Origin of the sequence: Acinetobacter sp. RUH 2624, assembly GCF_000162375.2 — a bacterium.
Classification (GTDB): Bacteria; Pseudomonadota; Gammaproteobacteria; order Pseudomonadales; family Moraxellaceae; genus Acinetobacter; species Acinetobacter nosocomialis.
This window is the reverse complement of sequence record NZ_KI391939.1, coordinates 595,074-619,161: the sequence shown is the minus strand read 5'-3', so window position 1 is coordinate 619,161 and position 24,088 is coordinate 595,074. Positions and strand designations below refer to the sequence as shown.

At 38.6% G+C, this 24,088-nt stretch carries 24 protein-coding genes, 1 pseudogene and 1 riboswitch; of the genes and pseudogenes, 3 read left to right on the top strand and 22 right to left on the bottom strand.

From position 1 onward, the window contains the following. Positions 1-15 precede the first annotated feature (15 nt). The 3 genes and pseudogenes from HMPREF0014_RS09620 to HMPREF0014_RS26455 all read right to left on the bottom strand — a co-directional run bounded on the left by HMPREF0014_RS09620 (position 16) and on the right by HMPREF0014_RS26455 (position 3,540). Complete coding sequence (locus HMPREF0014_RS09620) at positions 16-756, bottom strand: urea amidolyase associated protein UAAP1 (protein WP_004887829.1); 741 nt, start codon at positions 754-756, stop codon at positions 16-18. A gap of 28 nt (positions 757-784) precedes the next feature. Beyond that, a riboswitch (guanidine-I (ykkC/yxkD leader) is annotated at positions 785-880 on the bottom strand. A 189-nt stretch (positions 881-1,069) separates the two neighbouring features. Further along, positions 1,070-2,233: a zinc-dependent alcohol dehydrogenase gene (locus HMPREF0014_RS09615; protein WP_006580634.1), complete on the bottom strand. Its 1,164-nt coding sequence runs from the start codon at positions 2,231-2,233 to the stop codon at positions 1,070-1,072. Between the two features lie 231 nt (positions 2,234-2,464). Then, positions 2,465-3,540 (bottom strand): annotated as a pseudogene (locus HMPREF0014_RS26455) (alpha/beta hydrolase). A 101-nt stretch (positions 3,541-3,641) separates the two neighbouring features. Between HMPREF0014_RS26455 and HMPREF0014_RS09605 the strand changes: the two are divergent. After that, a complete protein-coding gene (locus HMPREF0014_RS09605; protein WP_004887838.1) occupies positions 3,642-4,673 on the top strand; it encodes an AraC family transcriptional regulator in 1,032 nt (343 codons plus the stop codon). Between the two features lie 129 nt (positions 4,674-4,802). Next, on the top strand, positions 4,803-5,234 hold the full coding sequence (locus tag HMPREF0014_RS09600) for an SRPBCC family protein (RefSeq protein ID WP_004887840.1): 432 nt from the start codon (positions 4,803-4,805) through the stop codon (positions 5,232-5,234). A gap of 55 nt (positions 5,235-5,289) precedes the next feature. Here the strand turns inward: HMPREF0014_RS09600 and HMPREF0014_RS09595 are convergent, their stop codons facing one another. The 19 genes from HMPREF0014_RS09595 to HMPREF0014_RS09500 all read right to left on the bottom strand — a co-directional run bounded on the left by HMPREF0014_RS09595 (position 5,290) and on the right by HMPREF0014_RS09500 (position 22,877). Beyond that, positions 5,290-5,844, bottom strand: a complete 555-nt coding sequence (locus tag HMPREF0014_RS09595) for a TetR/AcrR family transcriptional regulator (protein WP_004887842.1) — start codon at positions 5,842-5,844, stop codon at positions 5,290-5,292. 1,465 nt (positions 5,845-7,309) lie between these two features. Continuing rightward, positions 7,310-7,984 (bottom strand): tetratricopeptide repeat protein, encoded by a 675-nt coding sequence (locus tag HMPREF0014_RS09585; RefSeq protein ID WP_006580631.1) that lies wholly within the window; start codon positions 7,982-7,984, stop codon positions 7,310-7,312. A gap of 148 nt (positions 7,985-8,132) precedes the next feature. Beyond that, on the bottom strand, positions 8,133-8,432 hold the full coding sequence (locus HMPREF0014_RS09580) for a hypothetical protein (protein WP_004887849.1): 300 nt from the start codon (positions 8,430-8,432) through the stop codon (positions 8,133-8,135). Positions 8,433-8,475: 43 nt separating this feature from the next. Then, positions 8,476-8,787 (bottom strand): hypothetical protein, encoded by a 312-nt coding sequence (locus tag HMPREF0014_RS09575; protein ID WP_004887852.1) that lies wholly within the window; start codon positions 8,785-8,787, stop codon positions 8,476-8,478. Positions 8,788-8,994: 207 nt separating this feature from the next. Beyond that, positions 8,995-10,215, bottom strand: a complete 1,221-nt coding sequence (locus HMPREF0014_RS09570) for a chloride channel protein (protein ID WP_004887853.1) — start codon at positions 10,213-10,215, stop codon at positions 8,995-8,997. A gap of 302 nt (positions 10,216-10,517) precedes the next feature. Continuing rightward, positions 10,518-12,236: a biotin carboxylase N-terminal domain-containing protein gene (locus HMPREF0014_RS09565; RefSeq protein ID WP_023188392.1), complete on the bottom strand. Its 1,719-nt coding sequence runs from the start codon at positions 12,234-12,236 to the stop codon at positions 10,518-10,520. Further along, positions 12,236-13,819, bottom strand: coding sequence for an urea amidolyase family protein (locus tag HMPREF0014_RS09560; protein ID WP_004887858.1), 1,584 nt, complete (start codon positions 13,817-13,819; stop codon positions 12,236-12,238). Before HMPREF0014_RS09560 ends, HMPREF0014_RS09565 begins: the two co-directional genes overlap by 1 nt. 31 nt (positions 13,820-13,850) lie before the next feature. Further along, positions 13,851-14,657, bottom strand: coding sequence for a putative hydro-lyase (locus tag HMPREF0014_RS09555; protein WP_004887859.1), 807 nt, complete (start codon positions 14,655-14,657; stop codon positions 13,851-13,853). A gap of 11 nt (positions 14,658-14,668) precedes the next feature. Further along, positions 14,669-15,433, bottom strand: coding sequence for a 5-oxoprolinase subunit PxpA (locus tag HMPREF0014_RS09550; protein WP_006580630.1), 765 nt, complete (start codon positions 15,431-15,433; stop codon positions 14,669-14,671). 34 nt (positions 15,434-15,467) lie between these two features. Beyond that, positions 15,468-16,721 (bottom strand): NRAMP family divalent metal transporter, encoded by a 1,254-nt coding sequence (locus tag HMPREF0014_RS09545; RefSeq protein WP_006580629.1) that lies wholly within the window; start codon positions 16,719-16,721, stop codon positions 15,468-15,470. A 346-nt stretch (positions 16,722-17,067) separates the two neighbouring features. Next, entirely contained in the window at positions 17,068-17,979 is a 912-nt protein-coding gene (gene mumR, locus HMPREF0014_RS09540; RefSeq protein WP_004887862.1) for a LysR family transcriptional regulator MumR, read from the bottom strand. A 90-nt stretch (positions 17,980-18,069) separates the two neighbouring features. Beyond that, positions 18,070-18,249 carry a zf-HC2 domain-containing protein gene (locus HMPREF0014_RS09535; protein ID WP_004887863.1) on the bottom strand — a complete coding sequence of 60 codons (180 nt, stop codon included), beginning with the start codon at positions 18,247-18,249 and terminating at the stop codon, positions 18,070-18,072. Continuing rightward, a complete protein-coding gene (locus HMPREF0014_RS09530; protein WP_004887864.1) occupies positions 18,243-18,863 on the bottom strand; it encodes an RNA polymerase factor sigma-70 in 621 nt (206 codons plus the stop codon). Before HMPREF0014_RS09530 ends, HMPREF0014_RS09535 begins: the two co-directional genes overlap by 7 nt. Next, positions 18,860-19,621, bottom strand: coding sequence for a putative DNA-binding domain-containing protein (locus HMPREF0014_RS09525; RefSeq protein ID WP_004887865.1), 762 nt, complete (start codon positions 19,619-19,621; stop codon positions 18,860-18,862). Before HMPREF0014_RS09525 ends, HMPREF0014_RS09530 begins: the two co-directional genes overlap by 4 nt. Then, a complete protein-coding gene (locus tag HMPREF0014_RS09520) occupies positions 19,572-20,435 on the bottom strand; it encodes a DUF692 domain-containing protein (protein ID WP_004887866.1) in 864 nt (287 codons plus the stop codon). The genes HMPREF0014_RS09525 and HMPREF0014_RS09520 overlap by 50 nt, the downstream gene beginning before the upstream one ends. A 69-nt stretch (positions 20,436-20,504) precedes the next feature. Next, on the bottom strand, positions 20,505-20,924 hold the full coding sequence (locus HMPREF0014_RS09515) for a DMT family transporter (protein WP_004887867.1): 420 nt from the start codon (positions 20,922-20,924) through the stop codon (positions 20,505-20,507). Next, positions 20,921-21,280, bottom strand: coding sequence for an EamA family transporter (locus tag HMPREF0014_RS09510; protein ID WP_002048441.1), 360 nt, complete (start codon positions 21,278-21,280; stop codon positions 20,921-20,923). The genes HMPREF0014_RS09515 and HMPREF0014_RS09510 overlap by 4 nt, the downstream gene beginning before the upstream one ends. Further along, positions 21,277-22,161, bottom strand: coding sequence for an alpha/beta fold hydrolase (locus HMPREF0014_RS09505; RefSeq protein ID WP_004709626.1), 885 nt, complete (start codon positions 22,159-22,161; stop codon positions 21,277-21,279). The genes HMPREF0014_RS09510 and HMPREF0014_RS09505 overlap by 4 nt, the downstream gene beginning before the upstream one ends. Further along, the gene (locus HMPREF0014_RS09500) at positions 22,158-22,877 is read right to left on the bottom strand and encodes an MtnX-like HAD-IB family phosphatase (protein ID WP_004709628.1); all 720 of its coding nucleotides are present in this window, start codon (positions 22,875-22,877) and stop codon (positions 22,158-22,160) included. Before HMPREF0014_RS09500 ends, HMPREF0014_RS09505 begins: the two co-directional genes overlap by 4 nt. A gap of 434 nt (positions 22,878-23,311) precedes the next feature. Here HMPREF0014_RS09500 and HMPREF0014_RS09495 point away from each other — a divergent pair, with 434 nt between their 5' ends. Then, positions 23,312-24,067, top strand: a complete 756-nt coding sequence (locus tag HMPREF0014_RS09495; protein ID WP_002048463.1) for a MipA/OmpV family protein — start codon at positions 23,312-23,314, stop codon at positions 24,065-24,067. The last annotated feature ends 21 nt before the right edge of the window (positions 24,068-24,088 follow it).

The window sequence follows — 24,088 nt, the reverse complement described above, 5'->3', positions numbered from 1 at the left end:
GATGCTTCTCCTGATTTAAATATTGCTAAATGCGTAGTAGCGGGCTGTGTTTTGGAACGCACGCTGATTTTGCGAACATGCATCACGACAAATATCGCTGTCTGTTAGAGAATTGGCTTTAAATAAACTGAGTTGAATATCGGCAGGTTGATAGCTTGGGCTGGTGTCTAAACCGTGCGGCGCAGCAGATAAAAATAGCAAGCAGTCCATTTCAAAACGCAGTTCAATAGTTTGATTGGTGTTGTCAGAACTGACATAAGACAAAGCCCCGTTTTCATCAGGCACAACTTTAGAAAATAGGTTAACGGCGGCACTCAGGTCTTGGCTGGCAAGTCCGTATTTACACATTTCAATGAGTAAGCTGTCTAAGCCATTTTGGTACATATCATTGCGGGCATCTTGAAAGGTGCGCGTTCCAAATTGCTTTTCAATTTGTTCTGGTCGGCTTGGGCCACAAAGTGCATCGTTCCAGCCATGACCATCATGAACAATAGAAGCCATGACACGGCCAAGGTCTGAGTACAGCACATTGGAAGCTTTTAAATAGGCGGTGTGTTGCCCTTTTAAACTGTCGGGCATATTGAAACGTTCAAGCACATCGGCAGCATTTACACAAAACAAAGAAACATTTGCCTGAGCGCCAAGCGATGTAAATCTAAGAATAGTTCCTTTTTGAATACGACCCGACCAGTGATGTCCTCCGGGTAAAAGTTCGGTCCAAATCGCCTGATTGTTATGATAACTTGCAGTGTTCATAGCCACTCCTGTCGGATAGTTTTAGACTTCCTCCCGGGCTTTTATCCCTCCGTGTAGTTCGCTAGGAACCGTGAACTCTCGGTCCAGTCATACGTAAAGTATCGGAACCCTAGATCACTTTTGATTGCTTAAGACTATGCAAAGGACATGCCAGCTTAGTATTACGTTTTTGGTAAAAAGTAATACTCAATTTGGGCAAATTGGGTGCGCTTTAGAATGGAAAATAAAAAGCTGCACTAAAAATTGTGCATTTCAAAATAGAAAAGCCCCTTTTAGTAAGAGGCTTTTAAAGTGAAACTGTAAACTGAAGGATTTAAGGAATCAAAATTACCTTACGGCATTCCTGTTCTCTTTCATTAAAAATACGATAACCCTCTGCGGCATCTTCTAATTTCATTCGGTGGGTAATAATCGTTTCAGGTGACAAGTCACCACGCTCAATAAATTCTAGTAAAAGCGGTAAATATTGATGCACATGAGTTTGGCCCATTTTAAAAGTCAGTCCTTTATCAAAAGCATCACCAAATAAAAAGCCATGAATTGGACCTGCATATACACCCGGTACACTCACCACACCACCACGGCGAACCGCGGCTATACATTGACGAAGCGCTGCGCCACTTGAACCTTCAAGTTTTAAATTGGTCAGGACTGTTTCAATAACACTGCCCTTTGCCTCGAAACCAATGGCATCAATCACTGCATCGACGCCACGATAATTGTCGGTATTTTGAATAATAAATTCGGCCGCATCGACTTCATCAAAATTAACTGGAATAGCGCCGTAGGTTGCCGCCGCATAGTTCAATCGATATTCATTGTGATCGACCATAAATATTTTTTCTGCGCCAAGCATCTTGGCACAAGCGGCACTTAATAGTCCGACTGGCCCTGCGCCATAAATTGCAACGGTTGAACCACGAGTAACTTGAGCGTTGGTCACTGCCTGCCAAGCGGTAGGTAAAATATCGGTCAAGAAAAGTACTTTTTCATCTGACAATGAACCGGGCACTTTAAAAGGCCCCTTATTGGCTTTTGGGACACGAACATATTCTGCTTGGCCGCCCGGTACTCCGCCATATAAATGGCTATAACCAAATAAAGCTGCACCAGGTGGAATTTGCTTTTTATTAATATTTGCACCACGCCCTGTATTGGTGGTTTCACAGGCAGCGGTCAGGTCAAGTTGGCAAAAGAAACATTCACCACAAGCAATCACAAAAGGCACAATTACACGGTCGCCTTTTTTCACGTGAGTGACTGCGGGGCCTACTTCTTCGACAATACCCATAAATTCATGCCCAAAAATATCGCCATGTTCAGTCTTTGGGATTTTGCCTCGATATAAATGTAAGTCGGAGCCACATATTGCTGTGGCGGTTACACGTAAAATAATGTCATCTGGTTCTTGAATAATAGGGTCTGCAACCGTTTCAACTCGAACGTCTTCGGCACCGTGGTAAGTAAGAGCGCGCATTTATTATTCCTCAATTTCCTATCATGTCATTTGATTATGAGGAGGCTTTCTTTACGGTTTGCAACGATTCTTACTTTTCACGTAAGGCTTATAGCTCAAATGCAAAGTGATCTATGTTTAAGTAACAATAAAAGTAAAATATAGTTTCTTAACTTTTTCTTGGTCAGACGTGATTTGAGCTCACTTTGCCCTCTATATTTAAAATTTAAAAAACGGGTAAGAACCTACCCGTTATTTCACTGTTGTTGTATAAAAACTATCTATTGCATCAACCATTTGAGATAACCCCGGTTGCTCTAATGGATAATGGCCTGCATTTTCCAATATCACAGTTTTTACCGGCACTTTATGAATACGGCTAAGAAAAGGCGTACTTAAATCAAGTGGTGTCCAACGGTCTTTTTCAGGTTGGGTCAATAAGACAGGACATACGTCAAAGTCTTCAGGTGCAACCTCAGGTTTATAATGTATATATGAATCTAAAAAGGTCAGAGAAACCGAGTTACCTGCTGAAGTTTTATCTTTCATAAAGACCTTTAAGGCATCTTTATTATTCACCAAAGTACTCATTTTACTTGCCCAGCTCATTGGAACACGCATTGATGCTAACGGCGTTTTAGCAGTTAAATGTGTAATTGGCGTACCTACCCGACTCATAAACAAATTGCTTGCTACAGTATCTTTCACTTTTTGATTGCTTGTATCAAGGAAGGTCATTCCAACTATAGCTTTAACTTTTTTATTTTTGGCAGCAACATGGTAAGTCAGCATACCACCAGCACTTAAGCCATACAGTACAACTGGACGATTATCTTTGGCCAATTCCACATCAATTAAATCGCTACCTGCCTGTGTACCCAATCGTTATAACTAATCGGCTTACTCTTTTTAACTTGAGTGACACCATAGCCGGGCATGTCTACAGCAATTGTTTCATAACCTCGATCAGCCAAGGGTTTTCCTAAAATCATCGACATTTGTCGACCATTGGTCCCCACACCGTGAAATAAAATCACTTTAATTTTGGCATTGGGATTACGGTAAGTATCCAAATGGATGTTATGACCATTCCAAGACCACCATTCTTCTTTGGGTAACTGGTCTTTAGGAATATGAAATTCTTGAGGAAGGAATTGTTCAATTTGTTGCCAAGCTGCTTGATTTTGATAACCCATGACAGACTCTCCTGATTTTATTTCTTGAGCTGAAGATACACCTGTTACACATACCATTAGGCCAATTACACCTAATTTACTCATTAATTGCCGCATCATATTTATCGGCTTTGCTGGTTGAACGGTATTCATTGTTTTACTACTCGTTGCTATCTGATGAATAAATATTAGGCTTTAGTCTTCTCATCAACCATGCTAGATTGGGACACGCATTTTAGTTTTTAGGCCAACTGATGTTAGAGTTTCAAGATTATTTACGAGCTCCATCTAGCGTACAGCTATTATTAGAACTAGGTGATCAATTAAACATTCAAAGAACACATCTGTTAGCCGGCACTGGTTTAACCCTAACTCGTTTAAATGATACTAACAGTGTTGTTACACCCGATGAAGAACTGGGTGTTATCAATAATTTAATTAAAATTTTATCTGCGCACACCGCAGGTTTAGGTCTCATTACTGGTTTTAACCACCAACTGACAACTTATGGGATTTTGGGTTACGCATTAATGAGTAGTGCAACAGGTTTAGAAGCAATGCAACTTGTGCAACGTTATCTGGCCCTCACCTATACCTTTGTTAAAATAAATTTTCAGCAAAAAAATAAAGAGTGCATGATTTGCTTTACTGAACCTGTGGGCCTAACACAGGAGTTACAACGGTTTGTACTTGAACGTGCGATGGCTGCAACTCTTCGTGTTATTAGCGATATTTATGAAGGTTCATTTCAATTAGATGCATTTCATCTTAAATATGGTGAACCTGAGTCTTGTTTGTTAAATATACCTAAAGAATATTTAGGCGCTCCAATTCAATTTAATCAAAAAGAAAACATTTTAAAATTTAATAGTTCGCAATTACTCCACACTCTACCCCATGCAAAACCGAATACTGCTGCTATGTGTGAAAGGCTGTGTATGGAGCTTATTAGCCAACGCCATACCACCTTAACAACCACAATGATTGTCCGCGATTTTTTAATGAACGCTCCTTCTGGCACATTACTTAATATTAAAGAGATTTCAAATAAGTTAAATATGAGCGAACGGACGCTAAAAAGGAGGTTACAAGACGAGAATATCTCTTTTAGAGCACTTCAAAATGAAACCTTGCATCGACGTGCCGACTCCCTTTTAGCGCAAAATCTAAATTTAGGCCAAGTGGCAGAAATATTAGGCTTCTCAGATTTATCTACTTTTTCTCAAGCTTATAAACGTTGGACTGGCGTTGCTCCAAGTCATTATAAAAAGCAAATGATTAAATAAACTCTATTTAGGATTTTTAGTTTTTATCCGGAGTTACTCCGACGAACTAGAATTCCACCCTAGTGAAAAGCGTGCTAATATCCAAATTCTGACAATTACTCATGTCAAATTTATTTTAGAGGGAACAAGATGTTAAAAACTCAAAAAATCAACATCGTACAAGAATTTGATGCACCCATAGATAAAGTCTTTGCGACCTTAAGTGAACACGAAAATTTAAGCAAAATTTTTGCCCCTGCTAAAGTTACTCGCATTAGTAATGGAAAGGATGCACGCAATGGTGTTGGCTCTGCTCGCAAGATGACTATTCCGTTTACACCTTCATTTGTTGAAACAAATTTAGTCTATAAAGAAAATGAACTGATCGAGTACGCGATCACAAGTGGCATTAGCCCAATTAAGGCACATCGTGGTGTGATGCAATTTACTGACTTGGGAAATAACCGAACTCGTTTGAATTACACTATCAGCTTTAAAGGCCGCGTTCCTTTTATTGGCCCGATTATTAAAGCGGCCTTACAAAATGGCGTGAGCCGTGGACTTAAAAAACTTAAATTTTAAGAAGCCAATATCATAAGAAAGCCCAATGATGGGCTTTCTCATTTTAGATTGAATACTAAGATAGGGTTATTAAAAAATATTCTAATAATTTATCTCGTTCATCTGTTTCCTCTTTACTTAAAAGCTGAACCATTGCCCCATCAATCTCAAATAAAAACATGTGAGCATCTTCGATTAAAGCTGTGGGTTTAATAGTTAAAAGTAGGTCATGTATTTGGGTCACTAACCAGTTTCTATAATCCACCACCACTCTGTAAGCAGTTGGATAAAACTTTTCAATCTCCAAAATGGCCTTAAAAGGCAAACGGTACAGTCCTTCGAGATTGGCATGGAGATAAAATATTTTTCTTAGCTTATCAAATACCATAAGTTCACGATATGAATGAATAATAGATAACACCTCTTCTATTAACCCATCTTTTTGAAAGGTTAAGCACATTTCAATGAACCTTTCTTTTGAATGAAAATGTTTATAAAACGTGGCCTTATTCACTTTGGATTCGGCAATAATTCGGTCAACACCGACTTTGTGAAATCCATACTCCATAAATAAATCTTTTGCTGTATGAAGCACTCTGAGTGCTCTAAATGAAGCTTCTAAATTTGGCATAGTTATACCGTTTAAAATAATTTTTTGTTGTATGTAAAAGAGATAGAAATGCCGTCACTCTTAAATTGAGTGCTAAAAACAGGCATGCAAAAGCGGCACAATAAAGGTGTGCTCGCCTATCTCAGGTTTATTGTTGCTATGATTTTTGAGTCGTAACGATTCTTAAGGTGTAGAAAACCTAGAGTCGATTAAACCGATTTAGAGAGTATTTAAACGGTATAAATAGAGAGATTTTGGCAAAGGCCAAAAATTGAGAAGAATTTGTACGCACGAGCGAACTCCTTTGGCTATAAAAGAAGTTTCACCGCATTACTGCTAAATAATGGTGGCGAAACGAAAGAGGGTTAGCAGACTGGAGCCAAAGAATCCAGCACACCCGAAGGTGTCCCCCTCCCGTTCCGCCGCAGAGGGGGCACGCAGGGATTTCCACAAAAAAGTTAGACTTTTTCGTGTACTTTGGCTTATGGTCTGCTAAAACCAACTGGCAATGTAGGCCAGCCCGCAAAGGATAGTATTCGCTTTTCTTGTCGTCAAGCGCAGAAAATATAGTTTGTATTAAGTTCGAGCATTTCAGTTAGATTTTAAACTTAATTGAATATGGGTATATAGAAAATAGTTATAAAAATTAAAAAATATAAAATTTCGATAGGTAAAAATTTATTAAAAGTAAACTCAGATATAAATGAATATAAAGTTTAATCTCTACAAAATAATGATAGTGATAGATAGAATGAAGAAGGGTTAGCAGACCAGACATCTAGAATCTGGCACATCAAAAGATGTCCCCTTTTCACTCTACCCGAGAAAAGCATAGTATTCACTTTTGTTATCGTCAAGCGTGGGAAATGACAATCGTATTAAAGTAGGGCGGTTGGGGAATAAAATTTATTTAATAGGTTTAAGTTATAATTTAGATCATTATGAAATTTCTAATATTTTTAGTATGATATATTTTCATTACAAAATAATTAGATTCAACTAATGACATTAAAGACTTTATATATCGAGTTCTATTATGGAGAATATTCAGCTCAAGAAAGAACGGAAAAGATTAATAAATACATTAAAGAAAATGAAGATGTTCACATAGATTTTTTTACCGAATTACTACTAACATTTAATGATTATAATTCTTTATTACTGCGAATCGTAAACTTAACAGATCCTATTTTTTCATATAATTGTATTGAAGCAGAAATATTAGCAGCTCGATTTTTTTTTAGATATTTTAAATAATTATCAAGAAAACAACCTAAGCCCAGTTCAGCTATGTACTATTTTCAATAATTTAGAAACAGGTTTTATGGGCGCACCAAGAAATCTTCCAGACAACATAATTTATTACCCTACTTGGCTCGAATCTTTCTACGATGCTTGCGATTGGTGCGATGAAACATGGACTTTAGAGAATTCTCCTCACCTAATTGAAGCCACAAAACAGCAAGTCCATATCATAGAAAAATGGCTATTCTTCAAATAGTGATAAGGCATCCTTATTGCCATTTTCGGCTGCTTTTCTTAGCCACTTTTCGGCTAATTCATTGTTTTGCGGTACACCCTCACCTTTATAGTACATCATCCCTACTGTAAATTGCGCTTCATCATTTTCCTGTTGAGCAGCTTTGCTATACCATTCGAACGCTTTTTTATAATCTTGATTTACACCTATCCCAAGAGCATATACGGCCCCCAAGTTATTTTGTGCTTTTTCATTTCCTTGCTCAGCCGCTTTGCTATATAACTCAAAGGCTTTTTTATTATTTAGCTCTACGCCCTTACCTTGTGCATAAAGTGCTGCAAGATTATTTTGTGCAGCAGCTTTGCTATACCATTCGAATGCTTTTTTATAATTTTGCTCTACCCCTTGTCCAAGAGCATACATTGCTCCCAAGTTATTCTGTGCCTCTGCATTTCCTTGATTAGCAGCTTTACTATACCATTCAAAGGCCTTTTTATAATCTTGAGGAACAACTTCTCCCTCTACATATAATTCACCAAGTTTTGCTTGAGCTCCTGCATCACCTCTTTCTGCTAAACGAGAAATATCTTTAAAATCTGGTTGATGACTACAAGCTAATAAATTGATTGCTACGAAAATAATGGCGATTTTTTGAAGTTTTTTTCTTAAAATAAAAAACATAATAAATATTAAATTGCTTGTGATGAGAAATATATCGAATGAATTTTAGCATAAATTCTCAAACATGAAAAAATTTAAAGTTCTAGTTTAATGGCTATAGTAATTTAATGAAATTATAAATTATCTATAATCCTTTAATTAGATTACTTTAAAAGACATCATGCCGAATAGCCCACACAACCAAAATTAAAATAAACGTAACAAGTGAACTTAAAGATGAAGATATTAATAAAGAAAAAAGTGCTAAGTGATTAGGGCCATCTTTAGTAAAAAATTGCGCATTGGTCCAATCTTTAGGAAATAAAATTGCTAAAATAAATAGAGTGATAATAAAAAATGATAAAAACCATATTGGCACTAAATAGCGAAGCTTCCACCGTGCTTTAACTACAAAATAGCCAACTCCATATAAGCATATAAAAAAAATAGCGAAATCTAATATAGACATAACACCCTCTTTAATATTAATTTTTACATTAACTAGTTACCCCTCATTTAAAATTATTATCTTCCGGATGAAATCCAAAAAATATTGCTCCGACTACCCATCCTGATAGATATATAAGCTTACCTAGTTCTGTTATTCCAGCAAAAAGTATGCCCCATAATATAAACCCTCCCGTTAAAATTAGAGAGAATAAAATAAAGAACAAAACAGCTAAAAGAAAAAAGACAAAGTATTTATTTAAAAATTTATCAACAGCAGATATAAAAATAGATAAAGACTTTTGAATTAAAAATATAGTATATCGGCCAACAAGTAACCCTACAAAAAAAGTAAGTATCATAATAACTATTGACACTGCTTAAGTTATTCCTTTTTTTAATATTAAAATAATTTTCTATTTCTCATTATAGTCCCCAACAAGAGATAGAACTACATTTCTTTTCATTTGCTTATCACTTTTTATTAAGCATTTAATATGCCAATTTTTATCATTTTTATTAAAAAAGAAGATTTAATAGGAGTTAAGCAACCTAAAACCACTCAACTCCTTAGAAAGGCTTAATCAATCCATCAACTTTTTACGGCGATACAACCCACAATTTCCAGAAAATAGCGCTGCCAATAAACAGGTAATAATGGCATAAGTCGCAACATTCATTCCAAATAACTCAACAGCTAAAATAATTGAGGTTAACGGAGCCTTACTCGCCCCTGAAAACAGACTTACTAAACCCAAGCCAGCAAGTAATGAGAGTGGTAGGTTTAAAACTGCGCCTAAAGCATTCCCTAATGTTGCACCCACATAGAACAATGGCGTAATTTCACCACCTTTAAAGCCCGAACCTAAAGTGATGGCTGTAAAAACAGTCTTGTTAAAAAAGTCGTAAAACTCAATCGGTACATAAAAAGATGAAATAATTTTATCTGTACCTAAACCGTTGTACTGCTGATGTGCAGTGAACAACGTAAGCAGCATAATAATAATACCGCCGACCATCGTTCTTAATGGCAAATAACGAATGTATTTATAAAAGAGGTCACTTGCCAAGTGAATGGCTGCAATAAAGAAGCGCGCAGCCAAACCAAAAACTAATCCTGCCGCAATTAAGCTCATGAGTGTGCCAAAATGAATGGCTGGAAACTCGCTAATTACATAAAAAACGTGCGGATGCACAATTTCAAATAGCTCAGGAATGGTCGATGCAATCAGCGCCGACACAAAACATGGAAAAATAGCTGAGTATCTTAAATTACCTAAAGCGGTAATTTCTAAACCATAAATTGCACCCGCCAAAGGCAGACCAAACACCCCAGCAAAACCCGCGCCAATACTGGCGATTAAACAGATTTTTCGGTTGTCTTCCGAGATTTTTAATATATAGCTTAAATGGTCAATTAAGGCACCTGAAAGCTGAACCGCTGGCGCCTCACGCCCTGCCGAACCACCAAACAACTGCGTTAAAATTGAGGTAATAAAAATGATAGGGCTCATTCGTTTTGGAATAAACGATTTGGGTTGATGAATCTCATCTATGAGTAAATGTGTTCCCCGTTCAATTGGCGAACCATATTTTTTAATGAGATAGCCAATACCAAAGCCCACAAAAGGCAGAAAGTAGATGAGCCAGTGATGCAGACTGCGGACTTTGTTTGAAATATCAAAAGCCACAAAGATTAGAGTGGATGCCAGCCCGGCAACGACTCCAATCACAATTGATATGACGAGCCAATAGACACTGTATTTTAGAATTTGATCGTATTCAGATGAAGGTAGAATTTTCATTCGCTTTCTTCAATTCGCCTGTGAGTGAGTGCCAAATTCTCAAATTTTTTTATGCTGCCAGTTCATTAAGTGAGAAATGCTTAAACTGGGCTAAAAATTAAAGCTCGCATAAGCGAGCTTCAAATACAGTGATCAATATTTATACCACCAATCTGTGACAAATATCTCATAACCCGTTCTGGCTTTCAAGTTGAAAATGGTTAATGAAAACCTAAAATATGCCTGATTGAGTTAATTAATAAGCACTCGATTTGACCTGATCAAGCTAAAAACATTCTCAGGCCAAATAACCTATTCAAATTTTAATTAATGCTGGCAATCATGGTTTCAGCATGGCAGGTTGCGCCCTTCTCTGCACTAATCTGAATAACACCACTCCGGTGTGCAAGTACCTGAACTTCCATTTTCATGGCTTCCATAATGGCAACCACTTGGCCTTCTGTCACTTGCTCACCATTTTCCACTTTCCAAGCGCTAATCACACCATTAATAGGCGCAAGTAAATGCTCGGCACCCACTTCTGGCTCGGCAATCTGCGCTTGAGCTGCGGTTACTGGGCCTTGTGCAAACATACCCGCAGGTAAACCTAAACGGTGTAACTTGCCATCAATTTCAATGTAGCTGAGTAACATCGGTTGTTGATGATTTGGAATGCCACGTTTAGTCGGCTTTAACTCTTGCTTAAAGTCATTTTCGATCCAACGCGTATGTACATTAAATTCATTTGTAAAGTCGGGTTCATTAAGTACCGCACGGTGAAAGTCTAAAACTGAAGCTACACCTTCAATTTTAAATTGCTTCAAAGCACGTTTGGCACGGGCAATTGCAATTTCACGGGTTGGACCAGTCACAATCAGTTTTGCCATGAGTGAGTCGAAGTGACTAGACACTAGAGAACCAGTGCGCACACCTGTATCGACGCGTACACCATTACCAAATGGTGCTTCAAATAAACTCAACACACCAAAGGCTGGAATAAACCCGCGAGCTGGGTCTTCGGCATTTATACGAAACTCAATCGCATGACCTTGTGCCTTTGGTGTTTCTTTAATAGAAAGCTCATGGCCCTGTGCAACACGAATTTGTTCAACTACCAAATCGACTTTTGAAGTTTCTTCAGTCACTGGGTGTTCAACTTGCAAACGCGTATTTACTTCTAAGAATGAAAGCTTGCCGTCACGACTCAGTAAGTATTCAACTGTTCCCGCACCCACGTAGTTTGCAGCCTGACAGATATTTTTTGCCGAGCTTAAAATTTGCTGGAAAATCTCATCACTAATAAATGGCGCTGGTGCTTCTTCGACTAACTTTTGGTTACGGCGTTGCAACGAACAATCACGTGTACCAAGCACAACAATGTTGCCATGTTGGTCGGCAATCACTTGCGCTTCTACATGGCGCGGTTTATCGAGATATTGCTCCACAAAACATTCACCACGACCAAAGGCAGCTTTTGCCTCGCGTACTGCCGACTCATAAAGCTCTTTCACTTCTTCGAGTTTCCACGCGACTTTTAAACCACGGCCACCACCACCAAATGCGGCTTTAATAGCAATCGGTAAACCAAACTGCTTGGCAAACTCTAAAGCTTCATCTGCATTGTTGAGTGGGTCTTGCGTACCCTGAACTAACGGCGCACCCACCGAAGCAGCAATTTTACGCGCTTCGATTTTATCGCCTAGTTTTTCAATGGCACTTGGAGATGGCCCTACCCATTTTAAGCCCGCATCAATCACGGCTTGGGCAAACTCAGCACGTTCAGATAAAAAGCCATAACCCGGATGCACCATCGTCGCTTTCGATTTTTTTGCAACTTCAATAATAGCAGGAATATTTAAATAGGTTTCACTGGCGGTCGCACCAGCCAAGCCCCATGCTTCATCTGCAAGTTCGACATGCATGCTACCAATGTCGTCATCTGCATATAACGCGACCGATGAAATTCCCATATCACGGCAAGCATGGATAATACGAACAGCAATTTCACCACGATTAGCAATCAATAATTTTTCTGTATTCATCATTCATTCTCAAAATCTGTAAATTCGGCAATTTTTTTAAATTTGATGTGGCAACCTGCCGGAATCTGTGCCACCAAGTCCCAATGGTGTTTAGCAACAGAGGCAATGACCGGATATCCGCCCGTTAAAGGATGATCATTCATAAACAAAACGGGCTGACCACTCGGTGGAATCTGTAATGCACCAATGCAAGTGCCTTCACTTTCCAGTTCATGGGTAATTTTGCGAGTTAGGGGCTGTTCACCTGAAAGCCTTAGCCCAACTCGGTTGCTTTCATTGGTCACGAGCCATTCTTGCTGACAGAGCAGTTCAATACTGTCTTGTTCGAACCAGTCTGTGCGTGGCCCCATCACAATATCTAGCTCAACCATTTCACCAGCTCGTGGCAAATCGCTTTTGCCCACTTCATTTACATTAATGTTGGCTGTCTTCACCTGCCCTTGGTAAATAGTATCTCCGAGCTTTAATGGTTCTGGTCCTAACACTGCCAAGCTGTCAAACGAAGCACTATTAAGTACTGGTTCAACGTCTATACCACCACGAACGGCCAGATAGTTTCTTAAGCCTGCTGTTGGGGGCTGAATTTGAAACTCATCGCCTTCATCCAAATCAATCGGTTGATAACTTGCAAAGTCTGCGGTTTGACCATCGGTAAATTTCACACGAATGTTTGAAATAGCCCCAGCCACCGCAATAACACCCGCATGCTGCATTTTGGCTTTTAGGCCTCCATTTAAAACTTCAATGACGGGTGCATCGGTTGGATTACCGACAATACGATTGGCACTATGCATTGCAGACAAGTCCATTGCTCCCGCTACGCCAACACCAATATTGGTCTGGTTTAAACGCCCTTCGTCTTGAATAAGCATTTGTAAACTTGGCGCAGTAATCGTAAACAGCGGTACAGATTGTTTCGGTTTAACCTTAGGCGTAATTTGCTGCGGCACAGTCACTGTTGTTGGGTTATGCGTAACATCCTCAAAATGTACAGTCATGCCCGGTAACAGCAATGCAGGATTTTTACGCTCTAAATCCCACATTTTTTCCGAGGTGATCCCAATAAGCTGCCAACCACCCGGACTGTCTTTTGGATAAATACCAGAGTATTTTCCAGCCAAACCCAAAGAGCCTGACGATATTTTTTTACGTGGAACCGTTAAGCGCGGAATATCGGTAAAAGGCTTATCGGGACTGCTCATATACGCAAAGCCCGGCGCAAACCCAATAAAAGCCACATTCCACACGCTTTGGTGATGTTTTCTAATCACATCGGCAATGGACAGCCCTTGCAACTCGGCAACCTGAGCAAGGTCTTCGCCATCATAACGAATCGGCACAATCACTTCTTGGCCGCTACGCTCAAATCCAGAATCAACTTTGAGGCTCTGAATTGAAGCAACTAGCGTTTTAAAATTGGTTTCGATCTCATTAAAAAAAACCAAAATTGTTTTTGCAGCGGGGACTAAGTCTTTAATTCCATTCAATTGCGTATTTTGCAATTTATTGTACAACGCCAAAGTTTCCTCTAAACTCGCAAGCTCAATTAGAAAACAATCGGCGTTTACCGATAAAAAACGCATTTGCTTATCCTTTTAATTCTTCTTTAGCTATTTAGCTCATCCAAGCGCGGTCAGGAATATCGGTAATAAACATGTAACCCGGTGCATGACTAATGGCAAAAGGAATTTTCGAGTTCATCACTGCTGCTTGCGGTGTTACCCCACATGCCCAAAACACGGGAATTTCACCTGCTTCAATACGAGAAGCATCACCAAAGTCTGGCTTATTTACATCCTTAATGCCTAAGCTTTCAGGGTGCCCGATATGGACAGGTGCCCCATGTACACTTGGCATACGTGCTGTAATTTTTACTGCTTCACTAATTTGATGAGATGGAATTGGTCGCATGGAAACCACCATATTTCCTGAAATGCGCCCTGCCGGTTCACACTTGATATTACTCAGATACATCGGCACATTGGTGTCGTCATGAATGTGGCGAACTTCAATACCTGCTTCTTGTAAAGCGGTTTCAAATGAAAAACTGCAACCAATTAAGAAAGTCACCAAATCAGGATGAGCATTATAAATCTCTCTTGCATCAGTCACTTCGTCGACCATTTCGCCATCTTTCCAAATGCGATAACGCGGAAAGTCGGTTCGAATGTCTGAGTCTGCTGCAAGCTTAGTTGCATAGATGCCTTCTTCGAGCACATCAAGCACTGGACAGCTTTGCGGGTTACGGTGTGCATAAAGCAAAAAATCATACGCCCAATCTTTTGGCACCGAAATCATGTTGACCTGTGTCATACCCGCAGCCATGCCCGCTGTTGGTTTATCAAAACCTGCACGGATTTTTAAACGTGCATCTAATGCGGCTTCAAGCTGAGCTGGGTCGACTTTAATATCCTTATACATTGCGCTCTTCCTTATGCTTTATTTACAAATGGGCGAATTTCAATATTGTTTTTTACAAGCTCGGCTTTAATGGCTACCGACATCTCTAGTGCGCCGTCAGTATCACCATGTAAGCAAATCGTATCAGCCTGAATTGGGGTAAATACACCATCAATTGACTCGACCCCACCATTTTTAAGCATAGACACCACACGGCTCGCAACAAATGCCGAGTCGTGTAAAACTGCACCTTCTAAACGGCGGGAAACCAATGAGCCATCACTGTTATATGCACGGTCTGCAAATGCTTCGGACACAACTTTTAAACCCGCAGCTCGTGCCTGTTCGACTAAGTTCGACCCAGCTAAAGCAACTAGTACGAGTTCAGGGTTATACATTTTAATAGCGTCAATCACTGCGGCTGCCTGAGCTTGGTCATGGGCAATGGTGTTGTAGAGCGCACCGTGTGGTTTAACATACTGCACTTTTGAGCCAGCTACTTTAGCCAAACCATCGAGCGCAGAAATTTGGTAAAGCACATCGGCAATAAGCTCGTCACGCGACAAATCCATATTACGGCGACCAAAGCCTACAAGGTCTGGGTAAGACACATGAGCACCTATGGTCACGCCAAGTTCAACTGCTTTACGAACCGTTTTTAAAATGCCGAGCGGGTCACCAGCATGAAAACCACAAGCAATATTGGCACTGGTCACGACAGGTAAAATCTGGTCATCATTACCCATTTTCCATGAGCCAAAGCTTTCACCCAAATCACTATTTAAATCTACAAACATGGCATTATTCCTTTATCAATTCATGTCGTCTGGCTTAAAGTTTGGTCAAATAGTTAAACACTGTCGTAAATGACATATAACCCATCCACCACGTTAACAGACATGTTAATCCACCTAAAATAAGCAACCACTTTGGATAGTTATAATTACCCATTAAATCTTTACGGCACGCAGCTACGTATACAAAAATTGTAAGACCAATTGGCAATACCAAACCGTTAAAACCACCCACAAAAATGAGTAGACCTGCCGGAGTTGCACCCAATAACACATAGAGCAATAAAGCCAATGCGATAAAGGTAATGGTCGTATAGTTGGTCTGTTTTGGCGTTAAGTTCTTTTTAAAGGCGGTAAAGAATGAAACCGAAGTATATGCGGCACCAATCGTACTGCTAATACCCGCGGCCCAGAAAATTAAACCAAATAATTTAAAACCGAATGTACCTGCTGCATATTGAAATGCTTGGGCTGCCGGATTGGCGTCATGGCTGGCTAAATCAATATGGGCACCGCTCACCACCACCCCTAAGAATGCCAAGAACAACACATAACGCATAATACCTACTACAACAATGCCTTTGGTTGCAGCTTTAGCAACTTCATCAATATTTTCAGGACCAACAGCACCTTTATCGAGTAAACGGTGCGCACCTGCATAACAGATATAGCCACCCACTGTACCGCCCACAATCGTGGTAATAATGGCGAAGTCGATATGATCTGGAGCAAATGTTTGATGTACAGCTTGACCAACTGGAGGCATCACAATGACGGCAACAATAATAATCAGGAGAATTTTAAGCAGTCCCAACACGATCATGCTTTTATCCATGGCGAGCGTTGCTTTTTTAGAAGCAAAAATTAAAATCGCTAACGCCCCACTTAAAATACCGCCCCACTTTGTATCTAGACCAAAAAGTGCATTTAAACCTAAAGCTGCACCTGCAATATTACCGACACTAAAGAAAAAGCCACCCAAAATCACCAGAAACGCCAGTAAATAACCACTACCCGGTAAGGCTTTATTGGCAATATCAGATGCACGCATCTGGGTAAGTGTCACCACTCGCCAAATATTTTGTTGGACGACATAATCAATCAGAATAGAAACTAAAATGGCAAAGCCAAATGCCGCACCTAACTTAACTGTAAATACAGCAGTTTGGGTTAAAAATCCTGGCCCCATTGCAGAGGTCGCCATCATAAAGATTGAGGCAACAATGGCCCATTGGCGATCTGATATAAAAGAAGATTTCAGTAAAGACATATTAATGCGTTCCTCATCCATTTGAGCTTAACAACGCTATTTTCAAGTTGAATCAAGAACACCATTTTTGTCCTAAACGATATTCTTTAATCCTTTAAAATGACAAAGATTCCCTATTCCCCAATCAACACAATCGGTGATCAAATCTTGTGTCTAAAATAAAAACATAGCTAATCCCTACGAACAATAAGACTTTTTACAGAAATTTAAAATTTTAAATAATTGATTTTTATAGTTTTATATTCAAACTAAAATACAGGATAAATTTTACTTATCGATGTACATAAGCTGTTTTTATGGTTTTACATATAAAACAGCTTTTTTAAACAAGGAAGAATAAGAATAAATGATACTCAAAAAAAAAAGCTTATTTTTTGATTTGCTCATTAAGCCTTTTCATAGCACTCGCCGAGACTTTAACAGCAACCTCGGTTAATTTTTCTTTCAAGGCAACATCGTTACCGTGAATATAAATAGACGTGAAATGAAAGGTTTTTAAGCGAATAGGTGTATTTAATATTTCCAATCGTCCGTCGGTAATTTCCTTTAATGCCGTTAAAGTTGGCACTACCGCAATACCTAAGCCTTGCTCGGCGAGACACAATAAAGTCGCTAAAGAATAGCTAGTAATTGACAGTGGTTCATCAATCCCTTTTTCTTTCATTCTTGCCTTTAATTCTTTATAGGGGTAGGTAATTTTTGGATAGGTTAAAATGGTATGTGACATCAAGGTTTTAAAAGACATTTGTCCAATTCCACCTTTAAATGATGGCGCTGCCAAAAAACTTAACTCGAAATCACAAAGTGCTTGTTCAATACACTCAAAAGCCAACGTTGGCCCGAGTAAAAAGGCCATGTCCAAGTCCCCAGTACGTACCCCTTCTTGTAAGTTAGGTGTCAGATCCACCACAATTTCGACTGAAACTTTTGGGAACTCTTGTTGAACTTTTTCGATATATTCGACTAGCCATGTATACACAATCGTTTCGGAAACGCCTAAACGTATAGTTCCTGTGAGATGCTGATTTTCAGTAAGCTCTGCAACTAGGTCGGTTTCTAAACGCATAAACTTTTCGGCATATTTAAATAATGTTCTGCCTTTATGGGTCAATTTAAACTGTCGCAAGCTTCGGTCTAAAACTTTAAAACCTAATTCATTTTCAAGAGATGTGACTTTTTGAGATACCGCAGGCTGTGTCGTTTGTAATTTAGTCGCGGCCTTATTGAAGCTATTTAAAGTCACAACCCAATAAAATGCTTCAAGATTCTTTAAATTCACGTTTCATCCTGTCTTAAAAATTCCTTTACTTTTATAGTATGGGAATTTTTAGCGTGTTAAGGCTAGCAATAAATAAATTTTTAACTAAAGTTAGCCATCCAAATTTTTAAATGCTTTAGAAAGCTGACTAATTATTTTGATCTGTTTTGCATAACGACGGCATGATCGGCATGCCAATAAATGTAATTGCAAACTACTTTGCTCACGTAAAAACAAAGGTCTATCTTGTTTCTCAGACAAAAGTTGAGTGGCTTGTCGACATGTCAACATGAACAATCCTCCTTCAATAACCATTTATTTTCTAAGCATTCGCGTAATCGGGTACGACTTCGATACATCAACACATTAAAGTTGGAAATAGATAACTCTAGCTTGCTACAAATCTCATTAGAACTCAGCTCTATCACTTCTCTCATCATAAAAACTTGAGCATATTTGGCTGGTAAATGATCTAAGCAAGCTTCAAAAATTATCCAAAAATCTGACTGCTCTATCATTTCTTCAGGGCTTTGCCATGCTTGAGGTGCTTCATATTTATGCCAGTGTCCTGAAGCATCAAATAATTCATCAACACTGAGTTCACTTTCTTCGTCTTTAAATAATTCAGACATGGCAACCAAGCGCGACTTTTGCCGAAGTACATCAATAATTTTATTTTTTAAAATAGAAAATACCCATGTTTTGAACGCAGCTCGTCCTTTAAATGAATCTAAATGTTGAAAAGCGCTCGTTAATGCTTCTTGCACCACATCTTCAGCTTGCGCAAGTGAGGACAACTGTAAAAAAGCAAATTTAATCATTTGCTGCCTTAAATCTTGTAAAAAGGCTGGGCTATGCAGTTGATCCCCTAGATCGTCATGATGTGATGCCGCGGCTGAAGTCATCCTTGTACCTCTTTAAAATCATGGGGAATTTGAATTAATTGTAGTCGAGTTAAGAGGTTTTTGAGTTCTTGAATTTGTAGATAAATTTCAGGCTCAGACAAGTCAGTAAGTACAGAATGAATGAGTGTGAAAATATCATGGTCAGTTAACGCTATATTTTGCGTTAACTGTTCAATCAGCATAGCAAACAAAGGCGAAAGCTGTTCAATACATACTTTATCTTGTTCATCGCGCCAGACCATTACTGCACCTGGTGCAAGTTCAACTTGTTCTGGCGTCATTAAGGTCGTCCACGTATAAACGGGATATTGATAAACCAATACCCATACTTTGGTGGTTAACTGCCAAGCACAATTTTCGTGTAAAACATCATTTTCAATTTCGACAGTATCTAAATACAGTTCAAGCCATTCAAACTGCAATAACTCAGCCAACCAAGGATATTCTTGCAATATCGGATGCTGTTGCTCTGTTAAATACTCTCTAAATTCTAAAGAAATATCATTATATAAAGGTGAGCGGCTCTTACCTTTTTGAAAGAACTCTAACAGCAATTGTTGCCACTTTAATTCTGGCAACATCGCACGAGCTACCGGATAAACTAACTCAATAAATGAGCTGACATTATTAAAAAGTAAGTCCCGATAAATTTGCATTCGTTGAGCAGGAAGTGCTTGAGGTATTTCCAAATCAGGATCACGAATCCATTCACAAAACTGTCGTTGCATGGTTTGGAAGGATATTTGATTTCCCTTCATAGCCACTCTCCTGTTGTTGAATGAGTTTAATTTTGGCGAGTTCCTCTTCTAATTCTTGCCATGATGGAATATTAAAGTCGCGTTCTAATAAAGTCGGTTTTACTCCACACACTTGATAGGTATATCTCAATAGCTCCCAAACACGGTCACAAACTTCTGCCCCATGGGTATCGATTAATAAGTTCTTCTGAACTTTTTCATGCCCAGCAATATGTAAATAACGGATTCTTTCTTTTGGCATTTTCTGGATAAAACCAAATGCATCGCTACCATGATTGATACTGTTGACATAGACATTATTTACATCAAGGAGCAAATCACAGTCTGCATGTTGCATTACTTCACGGATAAATTCAGCTTCACTCATTTCGGCATTCGGCATTAAATAAGTAGAAACATTCTCTATAACTAATCTTTTTCCTAAAATATCCTGCACACGTAAAATACGTTCAGCCACATATTTAACAGCGGCTTCTGTCATCGGTATGGGCAACAAATCGTATAAATAGCCGCCGTCATTTGTATAACTTAAATGTTCAGAATAAATTGGTACATCATATTGTTCTAAAAAGTGTTTTACTTTACCTATAAATTCGAGATTAAGCGGATGCGGCCCTCCAATAGATAATGACAAGCCGTGACAAATTAACGGCGCTTTTTCAGCACACTGTGCAAGTAGTTTTGCATGTCGACCACCAAAACCTAACCAGTTTTCTGGGGCAACTTCGATAAAGTCCGGATATGTTTTTGCAGCTAGAAACGAATCTATAAAGTCACGTCTCAAACCAAGCCCCACACCATTCAACTCCATCATGGTGATTACTCCTTTTGGAAATGATGCCGACACTTACTAGAAGGCCGACATCATCCATGATTAGATTGTTTACTTGGCGCCACACTTGCCATCAGCAACTTTTTTATCTGCCCGACTATGGCTCTCTTCTTCGTCTTTAGCCAAGAAGCAAACACCTGCAAAAATAAGAATAGCGCCAGTAACTTTTGTAAATGTTAGCGGTTCATTAAACAGCCAAATCGACAAAAACATGACCGTGATGAGTTCTAAATGTGAAGCTGCAAAAGCCGGCCCTATAGGCGCATGCTTTAATAAGTTCATCCAGATAAAAAAGGCACCTATATATCCAATAAAAGCCCCATAAATCCAAGGATGTCCAAAAACTCGGAACAGCCAATCTACATCAAAAGTTAAAGGCATCGCATGAATGGAAGCTAACTTAAAACTGATTTGAGCCAATGTATCGAAGAGCATTAATATTAAAAAACCAATAATATAAAATTTTTTCATGCCCCAATCCCAACAATAGTGACACCGACCGCAATCAGAACTACACCAATTAAGCGATTTCGAGTTAGTTTTTCATTAAAGAATAAGCGCCCAGCAAGCATAATCACGACAATGTTGATACAGCCTAACATGACCCCAATAGAGAGTGGAACTAACGAGAGGAAAGCAAGCCAAACGACAAACTCAAAGATATAGCAAAAAATACCGAGCCATATCCATGGACGTTTCGCCATGAACCACCAATGCTCAAGCCCTTCATTGGTTTTACTTTCATGAGCAGCGGCCTTAAAAGCCAACTGCCCAACAGTATCAATCAAAATGGTTAGCATCCATACACTGAACACCACAATATTCATAAAAGCTCACCAATTTTTTCAGGTGAAGTTTTACGTTCGTGATGAGTTGATGGATGCTCTGACTGCTTTTTTGGATGTTGGTATTGTTCAATAAATCGAATGGATTCTTCAATGACTTGTTTACGGTCATTATCAATCGTGATCATGTGATAGCTGTTATAAAGCCAGATTAAGGTCTTAGGACCCTTCACTTTGGCATAAATTAACTCACTATTTCTTCGGTGAGCAATATCATCGTCATAGGCATGTAATAACAGACATGGAGCCGTAATATTTGATAAGTTTTTACGAACATTACGCGAAAGACGCTGTAACTGGAACAATGAATGCCACGGGTTTCCCGGTAAACCTGCTTCACTACTTTCACCGCTATTCATAGCCTGAACAATACGCGAACGTAATACCTCATTTTTGATTCCGTATGGTTCAGCTTCGTCAAAGGTATTATTACGGCAGATATTTAAATAATGAACACTCGGCAAAACAATAGGCGCAAGCACTTTTGACCACAAAGGAATGCTCCAGCCATCGTATTGAAAGGTTGGACTATAGGCAATTACGCCATCGACAGGATAAGCTGAGGCATACTTTAATGCCAATAAAGATCCCATCGATAAGCCTGCCACAAATAGCTGATCTGTATGCTCTCTTAGCTTTTCTGCGGCTGCAACTACACTATTAAACCAGTCTTCCCATCGGCTATTTACCAAATCTTCGACATCACCACAGTGTCCAGCCAACTGCACGCCATATACACTATAGCCAGCTTGATGAAGTACACGTGCAATTCCTCTCATTTCATTTGGCGTACCCGTCAAACCATGAATAAGTAAAATACCAGTTCGGTTCCCCGATAAAAAGAATGAGTTGTCTTTTATCATGTAATCACCGTCACTGGAGTGTCTATTCCAAAATCACTGCTTAATAGCTTAGCCAAGGGTTGATAAATTTCTACAAAGTTTTCAAACTTTGTATGGAAAATATGGTTTTCTCTACAATGGTCTATCAAAGATTTTTTTGCAAAAACATAATCTGCATTTCCGGCTAGACAATAGTCTGAACGCCCATCTCCAATCAAAATAATTTGATTTTGAGGTTTCTGGTTTGCAATCTTACATTTGCAAGTTCCACTTTGACTTATGCAGCTCGCTTCTTGATTTGGAAACTCGAGTCGCCATGATCTCTCACCTGTCTGAACGAGATGGTTTGCAATTACAGGCAAATGTTCCAAATTATATTTTTTTAGAATATGACGAATAACAAAATCAAGCCCATCACTTACAATCGTCAACGGAATTTTATACTGGGCAGTAATCTTTACTAATTCAATAAAGCCGAGGTCAATTTCAATTTGGTCAAGACATTGCTGCAACTCATCAATAGAGACATCTAATAGCTCAATTTGTTTTTGCATACAGACTTTGGAACCAATTTTGCCTTGCTCCCACTCTTCCTCAATTTCTTCCCAACCAGCTTTTGCATAAGTTTCAAGCAAATAGTCCGTCGTATCTTTTAAGCTGATTGTCCCATCAAAGTCACATAAAATATGCCAAGGTACAGTGTGATCTGTATAGTAATGCTGGTTGACCATGAACATAAAATGCCTCACACGAATAATTTAAGAATTTTTATAAAAAACACCGTCTGACTTTAGGTGGGAAATCTTAAAAATTTCTTTAATTAAAAATATTTCAAAAAAATATGAAAAAATGATTATATTATTCTGTAATTTACAAAATTATAGGTCGTTAATAATTTAACTCAAAAATGTTGAGCCACTTCTTAAAATAAAAAAATAATTAATAAAAATCAAAAATTTAATAAAATAAAATGTATAAACAATCAATCATTATACCTTCTTCAAAAATCTATTTTTATGCAAAATTAAAGGGTTTTAATAGAAAAATACAAAATTAAGATTTTTTTAATTTTTCATTAAGATTTGTATAAGAATTAACTTTTATATTCAAGAAAATTTTGAACAGAACACAACCAGAAAACGATTATTTTTTCACCCTAGAAAGACTGATTATGATTAAACCATTGAAAAAAATCTCCATAGCAGTAGCAATAACCAGTAGTTGTTTTTACTGCCCTGCTTATGCACAAGAAAGCTCCTCACCAGATTTAACAATGGGTTTTAACTATTCTGTAAATTTTCAAGCTTATAAAGGTCATAAAACCTATCAAACAATTTTACCTGTTTTTTTCTATGACAATGACAAATTCTATATTGAAGGCGACGATGCCGGTTATTACCTCTTCAAAGATGACAAAAATCAATTACGCCTCGATGGACACTATGATGGCAACTCATATGATCCAAGTGGTGAACTTTACTTATTAGATAAGCGCAAATGGTCTGTTCTAGCGGGTGCAAGTTATATGCGTATTACACCGTATGGCGGATTTAAAGCACGGCTTAATACCGATGTCCTGTCCCGTAGTAAAGGTACTATCTTAAGGGCTTCTTATCTTGCTGAGCTAGACAAAGGCAATTTGACCGTCTATCCGGAAGCTGGTTTCCAATGGAACAACGCAAAATATAACCAGTATTACTACGGCGTCAGTGATGCTGAAAGTAAACGCAGTGGTATCGCAGCATATGAACCGGGCCAGAGTATATCGCCTTTTGTGAGCATGACAGCCAACTACAAACTTTCCAAACACGTAAACGCTTTTAGTTCTGTTGAATTTAACTATCTATCAAACGAACAGTTTAAAAGTCCAATGGTAAAAAAACGCACAGATATTACACCTGCTGTGGGGCTTACCTTTACTTTTTAACTCTAACCAATTTTTTCACTC

Coding starts and splice junctions, on each gene's coding strand:
- HMPREF0014_RS09620 (WP_004887829.1), bottom strand. CDS start 756: ATGAACACTGCAAGTTATCATAACAATCAGGCGATTTGGACCGAACTT.
- HMPREF0014_RS09615 (WP_006580634.1), bottom strand. CDS start 2,233: ATGCGCGCTCTTACTTACCACGGTGCCGAAGACGTTCGAGTTGAAACG.
- HMPREF0014_RS09605 (WP_004887838.1), top strand. CDS start 3,642: ATGTTAGAGTTTCAAGATTATTTACGAGCTCCATCTAGCGTACAGCTA.
- HMPREF0014_RS09600 (WP_004887840.1), top strand. CDS start 4,803: ATGTTAAAAACTCAAAAAATCAACATCGTACAAGAATTTGATGCACCC.
- HMPREF0014_RS09595 (WP_004887842.1), bottom strand. CDS start 5,844: ATGCCAAATTTAGAAGCTTCATTTAGAGCACTCAGAGTGCTTCATACA.
- HMPREF0014_RS09585 (WP_006580631.1), bottom strand. CDS start 7,984: ATGTTTTTTATTTTAAGAAAAAAACTTCAAAAAATCGCCATTATTTTC.
- HMPREF0014_RS09580 (WP_004887849.1), bottom strand. CDS start 8,432: ATGTCTATATTAGATTTCGCTATTTTTTTTATATGCTTATATGGAGTT.
- HMPREF0014_RS09570 (WP_004887853.1), bottom strand. CDS start 10,215: ATGAAAATTCTACCTTCATCTGAATACGATCAAATTCTAAAATACAGT.
- HMPREF0014_RS09565 (WP_023188392.1), bottom strand. CDS start 12,236: ATGAATACAGAAAAATTATTGATTGCTAATCGTGGTGAAATTGCTGTT.
- HMPREF0014_RS09560 (WP_004887858.1), bottom strand. CDS start 13,819: ATGCGTTTTTTATCGGTAAACGCCGATTGTTTTCTAATTGAGCTTGCG.
- HMPREF0014_RS09555 (WP_004887859.1), bottom strand. CDS start 14,657: ATGTATAAGGATATTAAAGTCGACCCAGCTCAGCTTGAAGCCGCATTA.
- HMPREF0014_RS09550 (WP_006580630.1), bottom strand. CDS start 15,433: ATGTTTGTAGATTTAAATAGTGATTTGGGTGAAAGCTTTGGCTCATGG.
- HMPREF0014_RS09545 (WP_006580629.1), bottom strand. CDS start 16,721: ATGGATGAGGAACGCATTAATATGTCTTTACTGAAATCTTCTTTTATA.
- HMPREF0014_RS09535 (WP_004887863.1), bottom strand. CDS start 18,249: ATGTTGACATGTCGACAAGCCACTCAACTTTTGTCTGAGAAACAAGAT.
- HMPREF0014_RS09530 (WP_004887864.1), bottom strand. CDS start 18,863: ATGACTTCAGCCGCGGCATCACATCATGACGATCTAGGGGATCAACTG.
- HMPREF0014_RS09525 (WP_004887865.1), bottom strand. CDS start 19,621: ATGAAGGGAAATCAAATATCCTTCCAAACCATGCAACGACAGTTTTGT.
- HMPREF0014_RS09520 (WP_004887866.1), bottom strand. CDS start 20,435: ATGATGGAGTTGAATGGTGTGGGGCTTGGTTTGAGACGTGACTTTATA.
- HMPREF0014_RS09515 (WP_004887867.1), bottom strand. CDS start 20,924: ATGAAAAAATTTTATATTATTGGTTTTTTAATATTAATGCTCTTCGAT.
- HMPREF0014_RS09510 (WP_002048441.1), bottom strand. CDS start 21,280: ATGAATATTGTGGTGTTCAGTGTATGGATGCTAACCATTTTGATTGAT.
- HMPREF0014_RS09505 (WP_004709626.1), bottom strand. CDS start 22,161: ATGATAAAAGACAACTCATTCTTTTTATCGGGGAACCGAACTGGTATT.
- HMPREF0014_RS09500 (WP_004709628.1), bottom strand. CDS start 22,877: ATGTTCATGGTCAACCAGCATTACTATACAGATCACACTGTACCTTGG.
- HMPREF0014_RS09495 (WP_002048463.1), top strand. CDS start 23,312: ATGATTAAACCATTGAAAAAAATCTCCATAGCAGTAGCAATAACCAGT.